This window comes from Metallosphaera sp. D4-4 (assembly GCF_046245145.1).
Taxonomy (GTDB): Archaea; Thermoproteota; Thermoprotei_A; order Sulfolobales; family Sulfolobaceae; genus Metallosphaera; species Metallosphaera sedula.
Genome location: NZ_CP176412.1, coordinates 221,171 through 236,477, shown reverse-complemented (window position 1 = coordinate 236,477; position 15,307 = coordinate 221,171). Strand labels below are relative to the sequence as shown.

Here is a 15,307-nt window from a genome sequence, read left to right as displayed (position 1 = left end):
GGCTTTCTAGACCTTGGCCTGCTTAGAAACTACAAAATTTAAATTACTTATACAATATAAGCACCCATGACTGAAAAGGTATCTGTAGTTGGAGCAGGAGTTATAGGCGTAGGTTGGGCGACCCTTTTTGCGTCCAAGGGATACAGCGTCTCTCTCTACACCGAAAAGAAGGAGACCCTAGACAAGGGAATAGAGAAGCTAAGGAACTACGTTCAGGTGATGAAGAACAACTCCCAGATAACCGAGGACGTCAATACCGTGATCTCGAGGGTTTCTCCCACCACGAATCTGGATGAGGCCGTTAGGGGAGCCAACTTCGTCATTGAGGCAGTTATTGAGGATTATGACGCGAAAAAGAAAATCTTTGGATACTTGGACAGCATCCTTGACAAGGAGGTTATACTAGCTAGCAGTACTTCAGGTCTCCTCATAACAGAGGTTCAGAAGGCAATGTCCAAGCACCCTGAGAGGGCGGTGATAGCCCATCCCTGGAATCCACCCCACCTTCTACCGCTTGTCGAGATAGTTCCAGGAGAGAAGACCAGTATGGAAGTGGTGGAGAGGACGAAGTCCCTCATGGAGAAGCTGGACAGAATAGTAGTGGTGCTCAAGAAGGAGATTCCGGGTTTCATAGGGAACAGGCTCGCCTTTGCTCTTTTCCGAGAGGCCGTATACCTTGTAGACGAGGGTGTGGCCACTGTGGAGGACATCGACAAGGTAATGACAGCGGCCATTGGACTCAGATGGGCCTTCATGGGTCCGTTCCTCACATACCATCTAGGTGGTGGAGAAGGAGGGCTTGAGTACTTCTTTAACAGGGGTTTTGGGTACGGTGCTAACGAATGGATGCATACCCTGGCAAAATACGACAAGTTCCCCTACACTGGGGTTACGAAAGCAATACAGCAGATGAAAGAGTACTCCTTCATAAAGGGTAAGACTTTCCAGGAAATTTCGAAGTGGAGGGACGAAAAGCTCCTGAAGGTATACAAACTAGTTTGGGAAAAATAATCACTCTTTTTCCTTGAACTCGAGGATACCCATGTTCTCTAGGAGGCCTGAGTCCGTAACATCGAAGAGGATGGCCTCTGTCTCCCCTGTGTTTGTGTGGCTGTGAACAGCGTTGGCTGGAACCACGAACACATCTCCCTCATTCCAGTGAAATATTTCTCCGTCTATCTCCGAGTAACCCCTTCCCCTTACCACCAGGTAAATCGAGGCCATGTTGTGGGAGTGGGGCTTGGTGCTGACCCCAGGCTTGATGTACTGAAAACCGGCCATCATGTTAGGTGTGAGACCCCTTGACCTCCCGGTGCTGGGCGAGAAAAACATGACCTTAGCAACCCCAGGTTCTACCTGACCCCTTTCTGCCAGCTTCTCCAGAAGAGTAAGGGTGGGACCAAACCTTATGACCTTGGGCTTTACCTTAGGAGCAGGTTCCGTATTCTCCATGAAGACGACTACCTTTAAATCGTCTCCCTCTATCTCCTTAACTATGTCATTCACATCCCTTTTTAGTTCGGATTGTAGATCCTTTCTAACGAGAAGTTTGGACATTGGATTTAAAGAGTATAAACAGTATAAAAAGGTGTCTTACTATGAAGAAGGATTGTATTATAAAATCCGGGTATGAGACCTGTGTGGAGATTTGTGGTAGGTTAATCTGTGATGAAGTCACGGTAAAGGAGTACGCCGAGATATGTGAGAAGTGCAATAATGGGGATAAAAGAGCTTGTCTAACGCTTTACTCCAGATATGGCTGCTGGAGTTCCTCAGGATGGTGGCTATAACCCACGTGGTTCTATTTGCCAAGATAGTAAGAGATAACGAGCATCAAGGCTCCACCCACCGCTATTATGATTCCTGATCTAATCTTTTCCTTCCAGGACCCTTCGTAAGCCAAGCCTAGGAGGAAGAGTTCTCCTAGTGACGTCACAATGCCGTAAGCTAAAGCCCTGGTCAATAGGGTGACGTAAAGGGAAATGAGACCTAGGAAGGGGGATAGACCATGGGCCAGAACTGAAAGTACAATGGTGACCTTCATTCCGTAGTCGTATGTTGACCCCTTCAAACTCCTCATCATCTGTCTCTCTAGCCTGTCAAACTCCAGTTTTCTCTCTTTAACCTCAACTATGAGGGAGTTCCACGCCGAGGATATGGAAACGGCAATTATCCCAGACACCACGGTAAGCTCTATTACCCGAGATGGGGCATTTGCTAGAATAGAGGACACGAGTATGCCCAAAGAGAGGAGAACACCATCAAATGCCCCTAGTACTAGGTAACGCCTCAACATGGGTCTTTCATTACGTAGAGAGTACCTTAAACCCTCGATGAATCGATCAAACACGTCGATATCTATTGATTCAACTTAAATATTAGTCTTCTCTACACCCATAACCATGAATAAAACAGTACTGTTAGCGTTAGCCTTCGTGGTCCTGATCCTGACGGTCGCTGGGGTAGTCGCTGCGTCCTCCTACAAGACTAGGCTAACCATTACACCTTTGAGTTCTAGCTCCAACGGAGAGTATACTCTTCAGGTTAAGGTGATCATGAATTACGGCCCGTTTGGAGGCGAGCAACCCCTAAACGACGCGGTAGTTCAGGTAACGGGACAGAACGGAAGCTTTTACAGGAATTTCACACTCTCTAACGGAGTTGCAACCTTCACACTACCCGAGGGAGTATACACGGTCAACGTCGCTAGCCTGCACTACACCTTCAAGGTTGATTTGACCCAGAACGAAATGGCCACCCTCACTTATGCATATCTAGTGAGCTAAATTTTAATACGTTTATTTTTCAAGTTGAATTATGATTAAGCTAGATGTTGTTAAGATAGATATTCCGGAGGGAACGAACGTAATCATTGGGCATTCGCATTTCATAAAAACTGTGGAAGACCTTTACGAGACCCTAGCGTCATCGTCTCCAAGTTTAAAGTTCGGTATTGCGTTTAGTGAGGCGAGTGGAAAGAGGCTAATCAGATATGACGGAAACGATGAGGAGCTAACCAAGCTGGCAATAGAGAACTGCAGGAGGATATCGGCAGGACATACCTTCGTAATCTACATTAGGAACGGATACCCAATTAATGTGTTGAATAGAATTAAGGCGGTGGAGGAGGTTGTTAGGATACACGCAGCAACGGCTAACCCGCTTCAGGTCGTAGTCGCAGAGACAGAACAGGGAAGAGGAGTCTTAGGTGTTATTGACGGCATGACCCCATTGGGAGTTGAGTCCGAGTCTGACATAAAGGAGAGGAAGGAGATCCTGAGGAAGTTCGGATATAAGAGATAGTGCCCTTTCCATGAGTTCGTCTGAGACCCCTCTATTCTTTCTATATTTTATCATGGATGCGCACAGGAGAATCAGGGCCTGTAGATATTTCCTTTCTGCACCGTTGGATCCTCTCCAGATACCCTCAAGTAACTCGTGTGCCTCCCAGAAGCGACAATCATTGAGGAGATCCCATAGCTCTGTCTTGGCTTCGCCCACTTTGACGAAGAAGAGAGGCTGGCCCAGATCCCTGATTACCTCGTCAAGGTTACCCAACACATCAACTTCCCTGTATTTACATTCCCTGATCTCGATCACCCTATAGCCTTCCCCCTCTCTCCTCACCGGGTGATCAATGGGGTAGAACAAGATGTACCTTTCCATTATGTTTTTATTTTACAGAGAGAACTATTTAGTTTGATGCAGAAGGAAGCTACACTATACACCAAGTTAGATGGCAGGATCAGATGTGACGCCTGTGCCAGGAAATGCCTCATTGGTGAGGGACAGGTTGGGTTCTGCGGAGTCAGGTCTGTCTCCAAGGGGAAATTATACTTGAACGTCTACGGTAAGGTAGCAGCTGCTCACATAGATCCCATAGAGAAGAAGCCCCTTGTTCACTTCTATCCAGGTTCAAGGGTACTTTCGTTCTCCACATTTGGATGTAATTGGATGTGCATGTACTGTCAGAACTACGACATAAGCCAGAGGAGAAAGGTGGATGGGGCAGATCTAATGCCTGAGGATATAGTGGATATGGCCAGGGCATATGAGGTTGAAGGTATTACCTACACATATAACGAACCGGCAATCTTTGCTGAGTTCGCCCACGACACGGGTGTTCTGGCTAGGAAATATGGATTATTAAACACCATGGTTACCAACGGGTACTGGAGCGAAGAACTTGTGGATTACGTTAAGGACTTTCTGGACGCAGTTACTGTGGATTTCAAGGGAAACGGGGAACCTAAGTTCATGAGAAGATACACAGGAGCCTCTGGCCCGGATCCGATCGTTAACACTATCTCAGAACTGATTAAAAGAAAGATTCACGTGGAGATTACGGACCTAATCATTCCAGAAATAGGGGATAACCTGGAATTCGCTAAGGGATTTCTCAAGAGACTATATGACGTGGTTGGACCTGATGTTCCAATACATTTCCTCAGGTTCCACCCAGACTACAAGCTGAACAACCTACCCTTGACTCCAGTGGAGACTCTTGAGGCACATTACAAGATAGCAAAGCAGGTGGGATTCAGATTCGCCTACGTGGGAAATGTTCCAGGTCATCCCCTCGAGAACACTTACTGCCCACAGTGCGGTAACGTAGCCATAAGGAGATACGGCTTCAGAATACTGGAATGGAATCTAACTGAGGATATGAGGTGCACAAGATGCGGTTATAAGCTTCCCATAGAGGGAAGAAGATCCAAACACTACCGTGAGGATAGATTCGAATCAATCTACATCTAGCTATTCATGAAGAGATAAGAGCTCTACTTGAGGCGTTTATCCGCTAGTAAGAAATTGAAAGTTTCATGTCGGCAGTGTCATTATTTGAAATGATAACCTCCACAATTATGTCGCCACATCTCCTCCTCATGGTTATCTTGTTCTCTGAGAGAGACACCTTGAGATTGGAGCAGTTGTTGAGAGATTTCAGCTTGAAATTATAGTAGGGATTCCTCACTCTCCTAACAGCCTTATTTACGACCCTCTCAAAAAGGGAGTTGGGGTCTATAACCTGGTCACTCAGTAGGGGGACCTTCAACTTAACCTCAATGTAGTACTCGTTAACATTAATCTGCATGGAATCAAATTTCTTCGAGAAAGCGTAGGTTAAGAGAAGTGGTGAGACTAGGGAGTAAATTGCTGCGATCAGTAGAAAATGCTTCATGTACTCAAAGGTAAAAAGCACAGTAGAGGCGAAGGAGAGAGGGGTTATATAGAGTAGATAGGGAGCAGAATTCCAAAAGTCCCTCATTCTCCTCGCTACGAGTAAGGTTGAAACCGCAGGCCCTGCCCACGGTATTATTACAGAAAAGGACTGCAGTAAAGTACCCCTCTCGTAACTAACCATATTAGATATTACTTAACTCGGGAATTAAAGCATTAATACTACTCCATTTAATAACTCTACTCGTATCAACCATGGAATTTGAAACAATAGAAACTAAAAAAGAAGGAAACTTGTTCTGGATTACGTTAAATAGACCCGATAAACTAAACGCACTAAACGCTAAATTACTTGAGGAGTTAGATAGGGCAGTCTCTCAGGCAGAGTCTGACCCAGAGATTAGGGTTATCATTATTACAGGGAAAGGAAAGGCCTTCTGCGCAGGGGCTGACATAACCCAGTTTAACCAGTTAACCCCAGCAGAAGCCTGGAAATTCTCTAAGAAAGGAAGAGAGATCATGGACAAGATAGAGGCACTGAGCAAACCCACCATTGCCATGATCAATGGATATGCCCTTGGAGGTGGACTAGAGCTAGCCTTAGCCTGTGATATAAGGATCGCAGCGGAGGAGGCCCAACTAGGCCTTCCAGAGATAAACCTAGGGATATATCCGGGGTATGGGGGGACTCAGAGGTTAACCAGAGTTATAGGAAAGGGAAGAGCCCTGGAGATGATGATGACGGGCGATCGTATTCCTGGTAAGGATGCTGAGAAATATGGTCTCGTGAATAGGGTTGTCCCCCTAGCTAACTTGGAGCAAGAGACAAGGAAGCTGGCAGAAAAGATAGCCAAGAAGTCTCCTATCTCTCTCGCCTTAATCAAGGAGGTTGTAAACAGGGGACTGGACTCTCCCCTACTGTCAGGTCTAGCGTTGGAAAGCGTAGGATGGGGAGTCGTGTTTTCTACGGAGGACAAGAAGGAGGGGGTAAGTGCCTTCCTGGAGAAGAGAGAGCCTACGTTTAAGGGAAAATAGTTTTTAGATTAATCTAGTTAGAATAATAAGAATCAATAGAATAGCTAGATATGGGGAAGAGAACTTAAACGATCTCCATGCCTCTTCTCCAGTTGGATTTCTCATCAACCTAACACTGAAGTACATCTGCACAGCGGAGAGAATTCCTGCCACTATCCCGTAAATTACTCCTGCATAAAGGTAAAGGGCCAAGGCGAAGGGTATCATCAATGCGTTGGATAGAGCTATCATCTTAGCGGAAAAGTTCTCAGGCATTATCACGGGCAACATGGGAATTCCAGCCCTAGAATAGTCCTCCTTAAACTTCAGGGCCAAGGCCCAAAAGTGACCCGGAGTCCACATGAAAATTAGAAGTCCGAGCAGAAGAGAGGGGATAGTAAAGGAGGACGTAGTAGATGCGTAGCCTGCCCAAGCAGCAGCGCTTCCCGCTAGGCCACCTATCACTATATTCAATGGGCTCCTAGGTTTCAACCACACTGTATAAACTAGAACGTAAACTAAGCCCCCCAGGAGAATGAAGAACGAAGTAAGGGGATTATCCAGCAGACCCACTAGCGTGCCAAGGGTTAGGAGCGCAATACCCACGTAGATTGCCTCCTTCTGTGAAACGTAACCCATCACCGTTGGTCTCTTTGAAGTCCTCTTCATTACCTTGTCTTTATCTATCTCTATTCCCTCGTTAATTATCATGGAGCCAGCCGAGGCAAAAGTTCCTCCCACTAAAACAGCTAGAATGCTCAAGGGCATCAGCTTACCTGAGAGAAAGGCGCCAGACAGGGCAGCTAAGTCCAGTAACCAGATTATTCTGGGTTTGCTCAGCTTTGCGTAATATATCAGCCTAGCTGAAATGGAAGTAGCCAAATTAATCCCGTTTTTTATTGTAGTATTCGTCATTTATAAATGTAAATCTAGAATGGTGGAATCAAATCAAACCATTGCTCATTAGTACTATATCCGAGAACACACCAAAGGCCGCGTTCTGTGGACCAGCCCCAGGTCCTGTAATAACTACTTCCTGTATGTCAGAGTGAATGTCTAGCGTGTTGATTACTCCGTCCACATGATACAGCGGATCCTCAGGAGATACCTCGGTCAGGCTAACCTTACTTGTTTTACCCTCCGAAACCGCGACTAACTTGAGCTTTCTTGATCTACGTTTAGCCTCTTCAATCCTTGAGAGTGTAACGTTAGCTATTCCGGAAAAGTCGACATCCCTGATCGAGATATTTCTACCCATTGCGAAATTGGTTAAGATAGTTAGTTTAGCTGCAGCGTCAAATCCATTCACGTCGTGTTCTGGGTTTGCCTCAGCGTATCCCTTCTCCTGGGCTTCCCTTAAGGCCTGAGAGTACTCAAGTCCCTGATCCATTCTAGTGAGGATATAATTCGTGGTACCGTTTAGGATACCCCTTATCTTCAGGATGGTTGAACCCCTCAATAGGCGAAGAAGGTTTATGGAGGGGGTCCCGCTCATCACTGTTGCCTGAAACCCGAGGAAGGCGCCATGTTTTTTAGCTTGACCCACGATCTCCGCGTACTTAAGGGCAAGGGGAGCCTTGTTCGCAGTGATCACTGCGATGCCCCTTGATAAAGCCTCCATGTAAAGGGATAAGGAGGGCTCTCCGGTCTCGTAATTAGCGGAACTTACGTCAATCACTAGGTCAGGGCTCACCTCATTTAGGGCGTCAATGGGAGTTCCATCCTTGGTTTTTCTAAACTCCTCCGAGTCTCCTAGCATGATGCCTCTCCTGGTGACAATTCCCTCTATCCTTACGTTCAAACCCAGTGAAGGTGCCCTCTCCCTGACCATCTTCCTGAGGGCCTTACCCACATTACCATATCCTAACAGGAGGACCCGTAAGCTATTGGACTTCATGGACTATCTTACCACCGATCCTACTTAATAGCTTAGCAGTAAGTCTCACTGCCTCCTCGACCAGAGAGGGGTCTATCCCAGTGACTCCGGCCCCCACTATCAACACGTTTTTGGTGGATAGATCCACGCTGGTGAGCACCGAGTCCCTGTGAGGAAAGATGTGCATAACCTTACCCTCGCCGTCGACCATGATAGGAATACCAGGTGACAAAACCTCGACCTTGTTTCCAATCCCCTCAAACTTCTCTCCGCCTGAGCTGAGAACTAGATTAGGCTCGCCCTTGATCTTGTCCAAATCATATATTCCGATGGAGACAAGGGTCTCCGCGCTAACCACGTTTCCAGCATCCACAATATCATTGATTCTGGGAAGCTTACCGGTCCTGACAATTCTCCTTCTAAGAGCTTCACCGCTTGGCCTAGTCTTTGTGGGGTCTATCCCCAGCTTCCAGTAAAAATCTCTATACGCCCTAATAACAGGAATATCCTTAAGTAACTCTGGATTGTCAGATCGAAATTTGCTCTCTACAGCTGAGAGTTCCCCCTCAAATCTTCCCTGACCATTCACGAGATCAAGGACTTCGGTGTGTTTCACGAAGATTCCCATGGATGCGCAATTTTCCTGAACCTTGATCCTCATGGTCACACCTCAAGGGATACTAGAAGTTTAGCCTTTTTCACCTTGTTTATGGCACTTAGTCTCCTAGCTAGCCTCTCTAGCTCACGTCTTTTTCCCTTCACGGCAATGGCCTCCATACACAGCTTCTCGTTAACGTGAACGTGTAGGGTAGAGATTATGCTCGCCTCGTGCTGATGTTCAACGGAGGTTATCTCGTCGCTACCATCCTCCTCATACACCAGGTTAAGTATGCCAAAAACCTCCTCGTCCTCTCCTGTGAACTCAGCTAGGTACTCCGAGACCGCCATCTGAATTAGTCTCGACCTACTCACTCCCTCATCCTCGGCCCTCCTCTGAAGCCTCCTTAAGGTCTCCTTATCTAGGGCCACGCTAATCTTTTCAACGTTCATGGATGAAATTTAGGGAGGAGGTTTATATCTTGCATGAACTTTTGAAGAAGAGCGAGGAGCTTGGGGCTACCTTTTCCGACCTGAGACTTTACGACGTGGATGAGCTGAGCTTGTTCGCCAGCGAAACCACGAGGCAAGTAACCTCGATGGGTAAGGACAAGGGAGGTTCCCTCAGGGTGCTGGTATCGGGCAACTGGGGTTACGCTCACTTCACGAAGATTGACCAAGAAACCGTTAAGACTGCCGTAGAGTCTGCCTACGGAGATGAAAAGGTCAACATAGTCATGCTTCCTCCCCTGCATGACAAGGTTGTGATAAAGCCTAAGAAACCCTTGACCAAGTCGCCTGAGGAAATAATGAGCGACATGGTTAAGCTAAGGGATGACATCATGAGAGCTGACCCAAGGATAAGGAGCATTAACGTTAGGTTCACCGCCTCAAGGATACACAAGGAGTACTACAGCTCGGAGGACAGGGAAATCGTCCTGGAATACGAGTTAAGCAACGTTTCCGTGAGGGCAATAGCCAGGGAGGGAGACGTTGTGGCCTCTGCCAGCACCTCCATGGCGACTTACCTAGGTTATCCCTTGGAGGTCTTCGACCCCAACGAGATAGTGGAGACCATCAAAAGGAGAATAGGAAATCAGCTCAGGGGTAAGGTTCCGAGGGGAGGCGACGCTGAAGTTGTGCTGGCCCCCGATGTTGTTGGGGTATTCTCCCATGAGGCCCTGGGACATCTCTCGGAGGCAGACCTAGCAATAAACGGTATTCTCGGCAACTTGAGAGGGAAAAAGATAGCGGAGGAATTCGTCACCGTTGTGGACTCGGGCAAGTCAGAGTATCCAATGGCCCATGGCGTGGTGCCCTACGACGACGAGGGTGTGGAATCGAGGGATGTGAAGATCGTTGATAGGGGAATTGTATCGGAGTTTCTGGTGGACAGGTACTACTCCGCATATCTGGGAGAGAGGCCCACTGGCAACGCCAGGGCTGAGGACTTCAGGAGTCCCATGCTAATAAGGATGAGAAACACATACATGATGCCCGGAGATTGGAACAAGGAGGAATTGATACGCGAGATCAAGGATGGGTATCTCCTGGTTTCACCGTTGGGTGGACAAACTAGCCCAGACGGAACTTTCCAGTTCGGAATTCAGGAAGGCTATAGGATAGAGAAAGGAGAGGTCACGGAACCTCTTAGGAATGTTGGGATCTCTGGCTACACACTTGAGACGTTAGGTAGAATAAGTGCAGTCTCAAAGGACTTTGGGATGTGGCCTGGCTACTGTGGTAAAGGTGGACAAAGCGTTCCTGTAGGGACTGGAGGTCCCTACATCAAGGTTAAGGTTAAGGTGGGAGGAAATGAGTGACCCATTCAAGTTAGTTGAAAAGGCTAAGAGCCTAGGTTACGCATGCGAGGTATACTACGTAGAGAGGTGGGAGTACAACCTGGCCAAGGAGAAGCAGTACCACTCCAGTAACGTGAAGGAGAGAGGTTATGGCGTTAGGGTCTTCAAGGATGGAAAAGTTGGTTTCGCGTTCAGCACTGAGTTGAGTGACGAAATCCTTGATAGGGCTGTGTCAGTGCTTAAGGTATCAGAGACGGATCAGAATAATGAAATACCTCCTACCAGCAAACCGTCGTTACTTCAGCTTAATCGCGGGGAGGATCTAGTGGAACCAGCCAAGGAGACTTTGAAGTCGCTGGAAGAATTGCAGGAAAAGGTTAACGTCGTGGGAATCTACGCCTCAGCTACCAGGGTGAAGGTTGGAGTCGTCAACACCGAAGGTTTAGATGTGAGCGAGATTAGGTCATCTGCCTATGCGGGGGTCACCGCAAACTACAAGGATAAGGTTCTAGTCACCCCTGAGATTTACGAGTCTAGGTCAGGGAGATCCTTCAAGGAAATACAACTTGAAGAACTCAAGGACACTGTCGTGGAAAAGGTTAACATCACCAAGTCTAGGGTAAAACTTCAGGAGAAACCCAAGAGGGTTATCCTAGATACTAAGGCCATCTCAGAGTTATTCCACCCGCTCCTGTCCTACTCGGTGAACGGGGAGAACGTGTTCAGGAAAAGATCTCCTCTCGACCTTGGACAGACGTACGGAAAAATAACGGTGGTGGACAACCCAAGGGACGAAAGATCGGAGTTGAGCAGGTCCTTTGATGGGGAGGGTCAAGCAACGTCGCAGAAGGTACTAATGGAGAGGGGTGTCTTCCGAGGGGTACTTACGAACTGGTACTGGTCGAAGAAAATGGGAGTTACTAACTCAGCTTCTGCCGTTAGATCCTACATGTCTGTGCCAAGCATTGGAACTTCCCTAGTTCAAATATTCTGTGACGAGAAACAGGACGTAGAGGACAATGATCTAGTTGTGGATCAGGTACAGGGAGTGCATACTAGCAACTGGGACACAGGGGAATTTGGAGTTGTGGCTCCCGTGGCTTGGATCTCAAGGAAGGGAGAGAAGGTTGGTGTTAGGGAAGTGGTTCTATCTGGAGACTTCAGGACACTACTGAAGGGAATAAGGGGAGAGACGGGCTCTCGTAAGCGAGTCTGGTCAGTTGAGTCCGCGGACCTTGTCATCGAGGGACTAACCATTGTCACTTAACACTGTTAACAGGTGGACAGGTACCGAAAATCGCGAAGATTTAAAAGATACCTTTCCTATTTTTAGCTGAGAATATGTTTAAACATATTTTAGTTGCATTTGATGGGTCCGAGAACGCCAAGAGGGCCCTAAATGTAGCGGTAGATCTTTCAAAGAGGTACGAAGCAAAACTGGACGTGGTGGAAGTGGTAGATACTTCGGTGCTCCTTGGTGCGGGCATAGGTCCAGTGCCACCTGACGTAATAGAGTCCCTCTATAACAAGGCTAGGGCTGATATAGAGTCGGCAAAGAAGATAGCGGATCAGGCAGGAGTTAAGGCTGAAGGCGTAATAGTTGAGGGAGATCCTGCCACAGCGATCATGGATTATGCCTCCAAGAACGGAGTTGATCTCATAGTTACTGGTAGCAGGGGTTTATCCACGATCAAGAGGATGTTCCTAGGTAGTGTGTCCTCTAGGATAATCCACGAGGCTAAGATGCCTGTACTCGTGGTAAAGTAAACCTTTATTTGCGTTTTTGTTCAATTCTATCATGAAGTTAACCGTAGTTGGTTCTGGTCCCGCTGGACTTTACTCAGCTTTAACTGCCTCAGAGCAAGGGGCTAAGGTCACCCTGGTAGATAGGTCAGAGAGGCTCGGTGGTACATGCGTGCTTTTTGGTTGTATACCTTCTAAGGCAATGATGTCGCCACTCTTCCTGAGCTACGCCTCTCAGAAATACGGTAAGTCCGTGGAATTCTCCTACTCAGAACTGGAGGAATTTGCAAGGTCGGTAGTCCAAAGGGTTAGTAAGGGTGTAGAGTACATGTTAGAGTCCGCAGGAGTAGAGGTTGTGAAAGGAGAGGCGAAATTAAACTCAGGGAAAATAGAGGTGGGTGGACAAATCCTAGAGTCGGACTCTGTAATTGTGGCCACAGGGACTGAGAAACCACAGATTCCTGGAACCATAGCCTCTGATGACCTTCACTTCCTGGACAGGGAATTCAACACTGTTCTCTTGGTTGGTGGGGGAGTCGGAGGGGTAGAGTACGGATGGTTGCTCCACCTAGCTAAAAAGAAGGTAACCATAGTTGAGAGGGAGGAACTTCTTCTTCCAGGCCATGACAGGGATCTAAGGGCAAGTGTGACTTCCCATTTCAAGAGACTAGGGATAGACGTCAGGACTAACTCTGTCGCTGAGATCTCAGACAAGGTGAAAATAAATGGAGGCCTTGAAGACTTTGACCTAGTTGTGTTCACCTTCGGTCGCAAGCCTGCAGTGAAGGGATTCGAGAACCTGGTTGGGAACAAGTGGATAGGCGTAAACGAGTACATGGAAACCAAGATCAACCACGTTTATGCTGCGGGAGACGTTACGGGAACATTCACAGCACATGAGGCAATACACAAGGGCATAATTGCTGGATTAAATGCTACTGGGACTAGGAGGAGCTACAGGGGTGAGGGTGTACCCAAGGTGCTTTACACCCATCCAGAGATAGCTTACGTTGGAAATATTGACGGAAAATGCGTCAAGCTTTCCATGGCGGAAGTGGTGAGGGCTGTAGCCGAGAGGTCCACAGAGGGTTTTATCAAGGTCTGCGTTAATGAAGACGGAACGTTGAGAGGTGGAGTGGCCTTTGGCGAGAGGGCGGAGGACATAGTTTCGACACTTTCCCTTCTAATACAACTCCACGTGAAGGTTAAGGACGCTAAAGAGTTAATGTTTCCACATCCATCCTATCTGGAGGGCCTATGGGAAGCCTTACGTCGTCTCAAGCCTTAGTACCTCTTCTACCTCAAAAATTCCGCACTCTGTAACAAGTCTTCCAAATTTGTCCACGAAGAGCGCCTTACACCTCTTTTCCCAGTCTCTTCCCTTCAGGTTCACTTCCTTATCCATGATCGATAAATTCTCATTTAGCTCCCTCACAACGTCGTCCTGGACCTTGCCTAAATACTCCGCTATCTTGTCAAGGATCTCCATGAGAAGAGAGTCGTTATCCACATCCCTGCTCAACTCCAGCTTCAGTGAAGTAGCACTTATTCCCTGGGGAAAGGAGACGACGTTCGTGTTAACCCCAAATCCAATGAAACCTGTACTCCTCTCCCCAACAGTTATGGCTTCAAGCAAAACTCCTGAAACCTTTTTGTGATTAATCACGATATCGTTGGGCCACCTGATCTTGACGTCAACCATCTTTGAGAGGACGCTCCTTATGGCGAGAGCCACCTTGAGGGTTGAGATTCCTATCTCCTCAACGTTAAAGTTCTTGACAACGTAGGTTACCCAGAGCCCTCCCCTCGGGGAGTACCATTCCCTGCCATATCTCCCCCTTGCCTTGGTCTGCTCCTTTGCAACTACCACAAAGTCACCATCGATCATTTCGCTGACCGCCTCAGCGAAATCCTGTGTCGAGGTAACTCTGTCCAGTTTAACTATCTGCAAGCTTGTCAGCCTCCTCCACGGAATGTATTATCATGTGAGCTGAGGCCTTTTTGGCCCTATTCATGATGGCCAACCCAATCCCCCTTTCAGGAAACGGCTCCATGACACCTAGATCCACGTCTAGGGTATCAAGTTGCCTAAAGGACTTAAACAGGTTCTTTGCAACAGTGTACAGGTTCTCGCTAGTTCCCAGGATTATCTTGGGCTCATCCACGTCAGCGCAAGTTTCCTGGGAGCAGAGAGCAGCTACCTTTTTCTTTTGCCTTAGCCTTTTTACAACTTCCTTGAAGATTGACTTTTTCTCCACTAGGTAGAGGGGTTTACTCGGCGCATAGTGCTTGTATTTCATTCCGGGAGCTAAAGCTACGTTGAATTGCCCACCCTCTGCAACCTCCTTTGGAACAACGACCTCACCTAGAAGAGAGTTGAGTTCCTCTACAGTGAAGGGTCCAGGTCTTAGGAGAACAGGAGGGGATACGGTAAGGTTTATGATAGTGGATTCGACCCCGAAAAAGGTCTCTCCCCCGTCAATAACAACATCCACTGAACCGTCAAGGTCCTGGATGACGTGCTCCGCAAGGGTTGGACTAGGTTTTGTGGCCAGGTTGGCGCTTGGGGCGGCAATGGGCACACTGCTCTCTCTGATTAGTTGAAGGGCGATTGGGTGTGCTGGCATTCTGACGGCCACAGTATCGAGGCCCCCCGTAGTTTCTAGAGGTACCCTTGGGTTCCTCTTGAGAATGAAGGTGAGCGGACCCGGCCAGACCCGCTGGGCTAAATCTAAAACCTCTGGAGGAACGTCCACACTAACCTCTTCCAGTTGACTTAGGTCGGCGATGTGAACTATGAGGGGATTGTCCATTGGTCTCCTCTTAGCCTTAAACACTTTCTCGGCCGCCTTCGGATCTAGGGCATTTCCACCTAGGCCATACACGGTTTCGGTGGGAAAGGCAACCAGCCCCCCGGACCTGATAACCTCAGCCGCCTTCCTTATCAACTCTATTTCTGGATTAAGTGGATCTATCTTCAGCACAATCATTTAGACTTTTATGGATGGGTTTCGTTTTTATGTTTGAGTGATGAGGAACCTCCGAGGCTAATTGATGGCATAGGCGCTCTTTACTGAACCCTTGATCGATGATA

General features: G+C 47.7%; 19 protein-coding genes. 9 read left to right on the top strand and 10 right to left on the bottom strand.

The features are described 5' to 3' along the window. Positions 1–66 precede the first annotated feature (66 nt). The gene (locus ACI49J_RS01435; protein WP_240253829.1) at positions 67–1,011 is read left to right on the top strand and encodes a 3-hydroxyacyl-CoA dehydrogenase family protein; all 945 of its coding nucleotides are present in this window, start codon (positions 67–69) and stop codon (positions 1,009–1,011) included. Here ACI49J_RS01435 and ACI49J_RS01430 read toward each other — a convergent pair whose 3' ends face one another. Both ACI49J_RS01430 and ACI49J_RS01425 read right to left on the bottom strand, forming a co-directional pair. Continuing rightward, the gene (locus ACI49J_RS01430) at positions 1,012–1,557 is read right to left on the bottom strand and encodes a cupin domain-containing protein (RefSeq protein ID WP_240253827.1); all 546 of its coding nucleotides are present in this window, start codon (positions 1,555–1,557) and stop codon (positions 1,012–1,014) included. 244 nt (positions 1,558–1,801) lie between these two features. After that, complete coding sequence (locus ACI49J_RS01425; RefSeq protein ID WP_240253824.1) at positions 1,802–2,296, bottom strand: hypothetical protein; 495 nt, start codon at positions 2,294–2,296, stop codon at positions 1,802–1,804. Positions 2,297–2,402: 106 nt separating this feature from the next. Here ACI49J_RS01425 and ACI49J_RS01420 point away from each other — a divergent pair, with 106 nt between their 5' ends. Both ACI49J_RS01420 and ACI49J_RS01415 read left to right on the top strand, forming a co-directional pair. Next, a complete protein-coding gene (locus ACI49J_RS01420) occupies positions 2,403–2,786 on the top strand; it encodes a hypothetical protein (protein ID WP_240253822.1) in 384 nt (127 codons plus the stop codon). 28 nt (positions 2,787–2,814) lie between these two features. Further along, on the top strand, positions 2,815–3,303 hold the full coding sequence (locus ACI49J_RS01415; protein ID WP_187146799.1) for an adenosine-specific kinase: 489 nt from the start codon (positions 2,815–2,817) through the stop codon (positions 3,301–3,303). Here ACI49J_RS01415 and ACI49J_RS01410 read toward each other — a convergent pair. Next, on the bottom strand, positions 3,205–3,666 hold the full coding sequence (locus ACI49J_RS01410; protein WP_240253820.1) for a DUF309 domain-containing protein: 462 nt from the start codon (positions 3,664–3,666) through the stop codon (positions 3,205–3,207). The two genes, ACI49J_RS01415 and ACI49J_RS01410, sit on opposite strands and share 99 nt — an antisense overlap. Positions 3,667–3,702: 36 nt before the next feature. On the opposite strand from ACI49J_RS01410, the gene amrS reads away from it, so the two are divergent. Further along, on the top strand, positions 3,703–4,758 hold the full coding sequence (gene amrS / locus ACI49J_RS01405; RefSeq protein ID WP_240253886.1) for an AmmeMemoRadiSam system radical SAM enzyme: 1,056 nt from the start codon (positions 3,703–3,705) through the stop codon (positions 4,756–4,758). 43 nt (positions 4,759–4,801) lie between these two features. Here the strand turns inward: amrS and ACI49J_RS01400 are convergent, their stop codons facing one another. Beyond that, positions 4,802–5,365: a hypothetical protein gene (locus ACI49J_RS01400; protein WP_012021927.1), complete on the bottom strand. Its 564-nt coding sequence runs from the start codon at positions 5,363–5,365 to the stop codon at positions 4,802–4,804. A gap of 71 nt (positions 5,366–5,436) precedes the next feature. Here ACI49J_RS01400 and ACI49J_RS01395 point away from each other — a divergent pair, with 71 nt between their 5' ends. Next, entirely contained in the window at positions 5,437–6,216 is a 780-nt protein-coding gene (locus ACI49J_RS01395; RefSeq protein WP_012021928.1) for a 3-hydroxypropionyl-CoA dehydratase, read from the top strand. Positions 6,217–6,219: 3 nt separating this feature from the next. Here the strand turns inward: ACI49J_RS01395 and cyoE are convergent, their stop codons facing one another. The 4 genes from cyoE to ACI49J_RS01375 form a co-directional block, all read right to left on the bottom strand. Continuing rightward, on the bottom strand, positions 6,220–7,077 hold the full coding sequence (gene cyoE, locus ACI49J_RS01390) for a heme o synthase (RefSeq protein ID WP_240253818.1): 858 nt from the start codon (positions 7,075–7,077) through the stop codon (positions 6,220–6,222). 61 nt (positions 7,078–7,138) lie between these two features. After that, positions 7,139–8,092, bottom strand: coding sequence for a homoserine dehydrogenase (locus ACI49J_RS01385; RefSeq protein WP_240253808.1), 954 nt, complete (start codon positions 8,090–8,092; stop codon positions 7,139–7,141). Continuing rightward, positions 8,079–8,732 (bottom strand): B3/4 domain-containing protein, encoded by a 654-nt coding sequence (locus tag ACI49J_RS01380; RefSeq protein ID WP_240253802.1) that lies wholly within the window; start codon positions 8,730–8,732, stop codon positions 8,079–8,081. Before ACI49J_RS01380 ends, ACI49J_RS01385 begins: the two co-directional genes overlap by 14 nt. 2 nt (positions 8,733–8,734) lie before the next feature. Beyond that, entirely contained in the window at positions 8,735–9,121 is a 387-nt protein-coding gene (locus ACI49J_RS01375; protein ID WP_012021932.1) for a CopG family ribbon-helix-helix protein, read from the bottom strand. 2 nt (positions 9,122–9,123) lie between these two features. Between ACI49J_RS01375 and tldD the strand changes: the two genes are divergently transcribed. The 4 genes from tldD to ACI49J_RS01355 all read left to right on the top strand — a co-directional run bounded on the left by tldD (position 9,124) and on the right by ACI49J_RS01355 (position 13,501). After that, positions 9,124–10,491, top strand: a complete 1,368-nt coding sequence (gene tldD / locus ACI49J_RS01370; protein WP_275691893.1) for a zinc metalloprotease TldD — start codon at positions 9,124–9,126, stop codon at positions 10,489–10,491. Next, the gene (locus tag ACI49J_RS01365) at positions 10,484–11,737 is read left to right on the top strand and encodes a TldD/PmbA family protein (RefSeq protein WP_240253801.1); all 1,254 of its coding nucleotides are present in this window, start codon (positions 10,484–10,486) and stop codon (positions 11,735–11,737) included. The genes tldD and ACI49J_RS01365 overlap by 8 nt, the downstream gene beginning before the upstream one ends. A gap of 74 nt (positions 11,738–11,811) precedes the next feature. After that, the gene (locus ACI49J_RS01360; protein WP_240253800.1) at positions 11,812–12,237 is read left to right on the top strand and encodes a universal stress protein; all 426 of its coding nucleotides are present in this window, start codon (positions 11,812–11,814) and stop codon (positions 12,235–12,237) included. Positions 12,238–12,268: 31 nt separating this feature from the next. Continuing rightward, the gene (locus ACI49J_RS01355; protein WP_240253799.1) at positions 12,269–13,501 is read left to right on the top strand and encodes an NAD(P)/FAD-dependent oxidoreductase; all 1,233 of its coding nucleotides are present in this window, start codon (positions 12,269–12,271) and stop codon (positions 13,499–13,501) included. Here the strand turns inward: ACI49J_RS01355 and ACI49J_RS01350 are convergent. Both ACI49J_RS01350 and ACI49J_RS01345 read right to left on the bottom strand, forming a co-directional pair. Next, positions 13,481–14,164, bottom strand: a complete 684-nt coding sequence (locus tag ACI49J_RS01350; RefSeq protein ID WP_240253798.1) for a biotin--[acetyl-CoA-carboxylase] ligase — start codon at positions 14,162–14,164, stop codon at positions 13,481–13,483. The two genes, ACI49J_RS01355 and ACI49J_RS01350, sit on opposite strands and share 21 nt — an antisense overlap. Then, positions 14,151–15,203: an L-threonylcarbamoyladenylate synthase gene (locus ACI49J_RS01345; RefSeq protein WP_240253795.1), complete on the bottom strand. Its 1,053-nt coding sequence runs from the start codon at positions 15,201–15,203 to the stop codon at positions 14,151–14,153. The genes ACI49J_RS01350 and ACI49J_RS01345 overlap by 14 nt, the downstream gene beginning before the upstream one ends. Between the last annotated feature and the right edge of the window lie 104 nt (positions 15,204–15,307).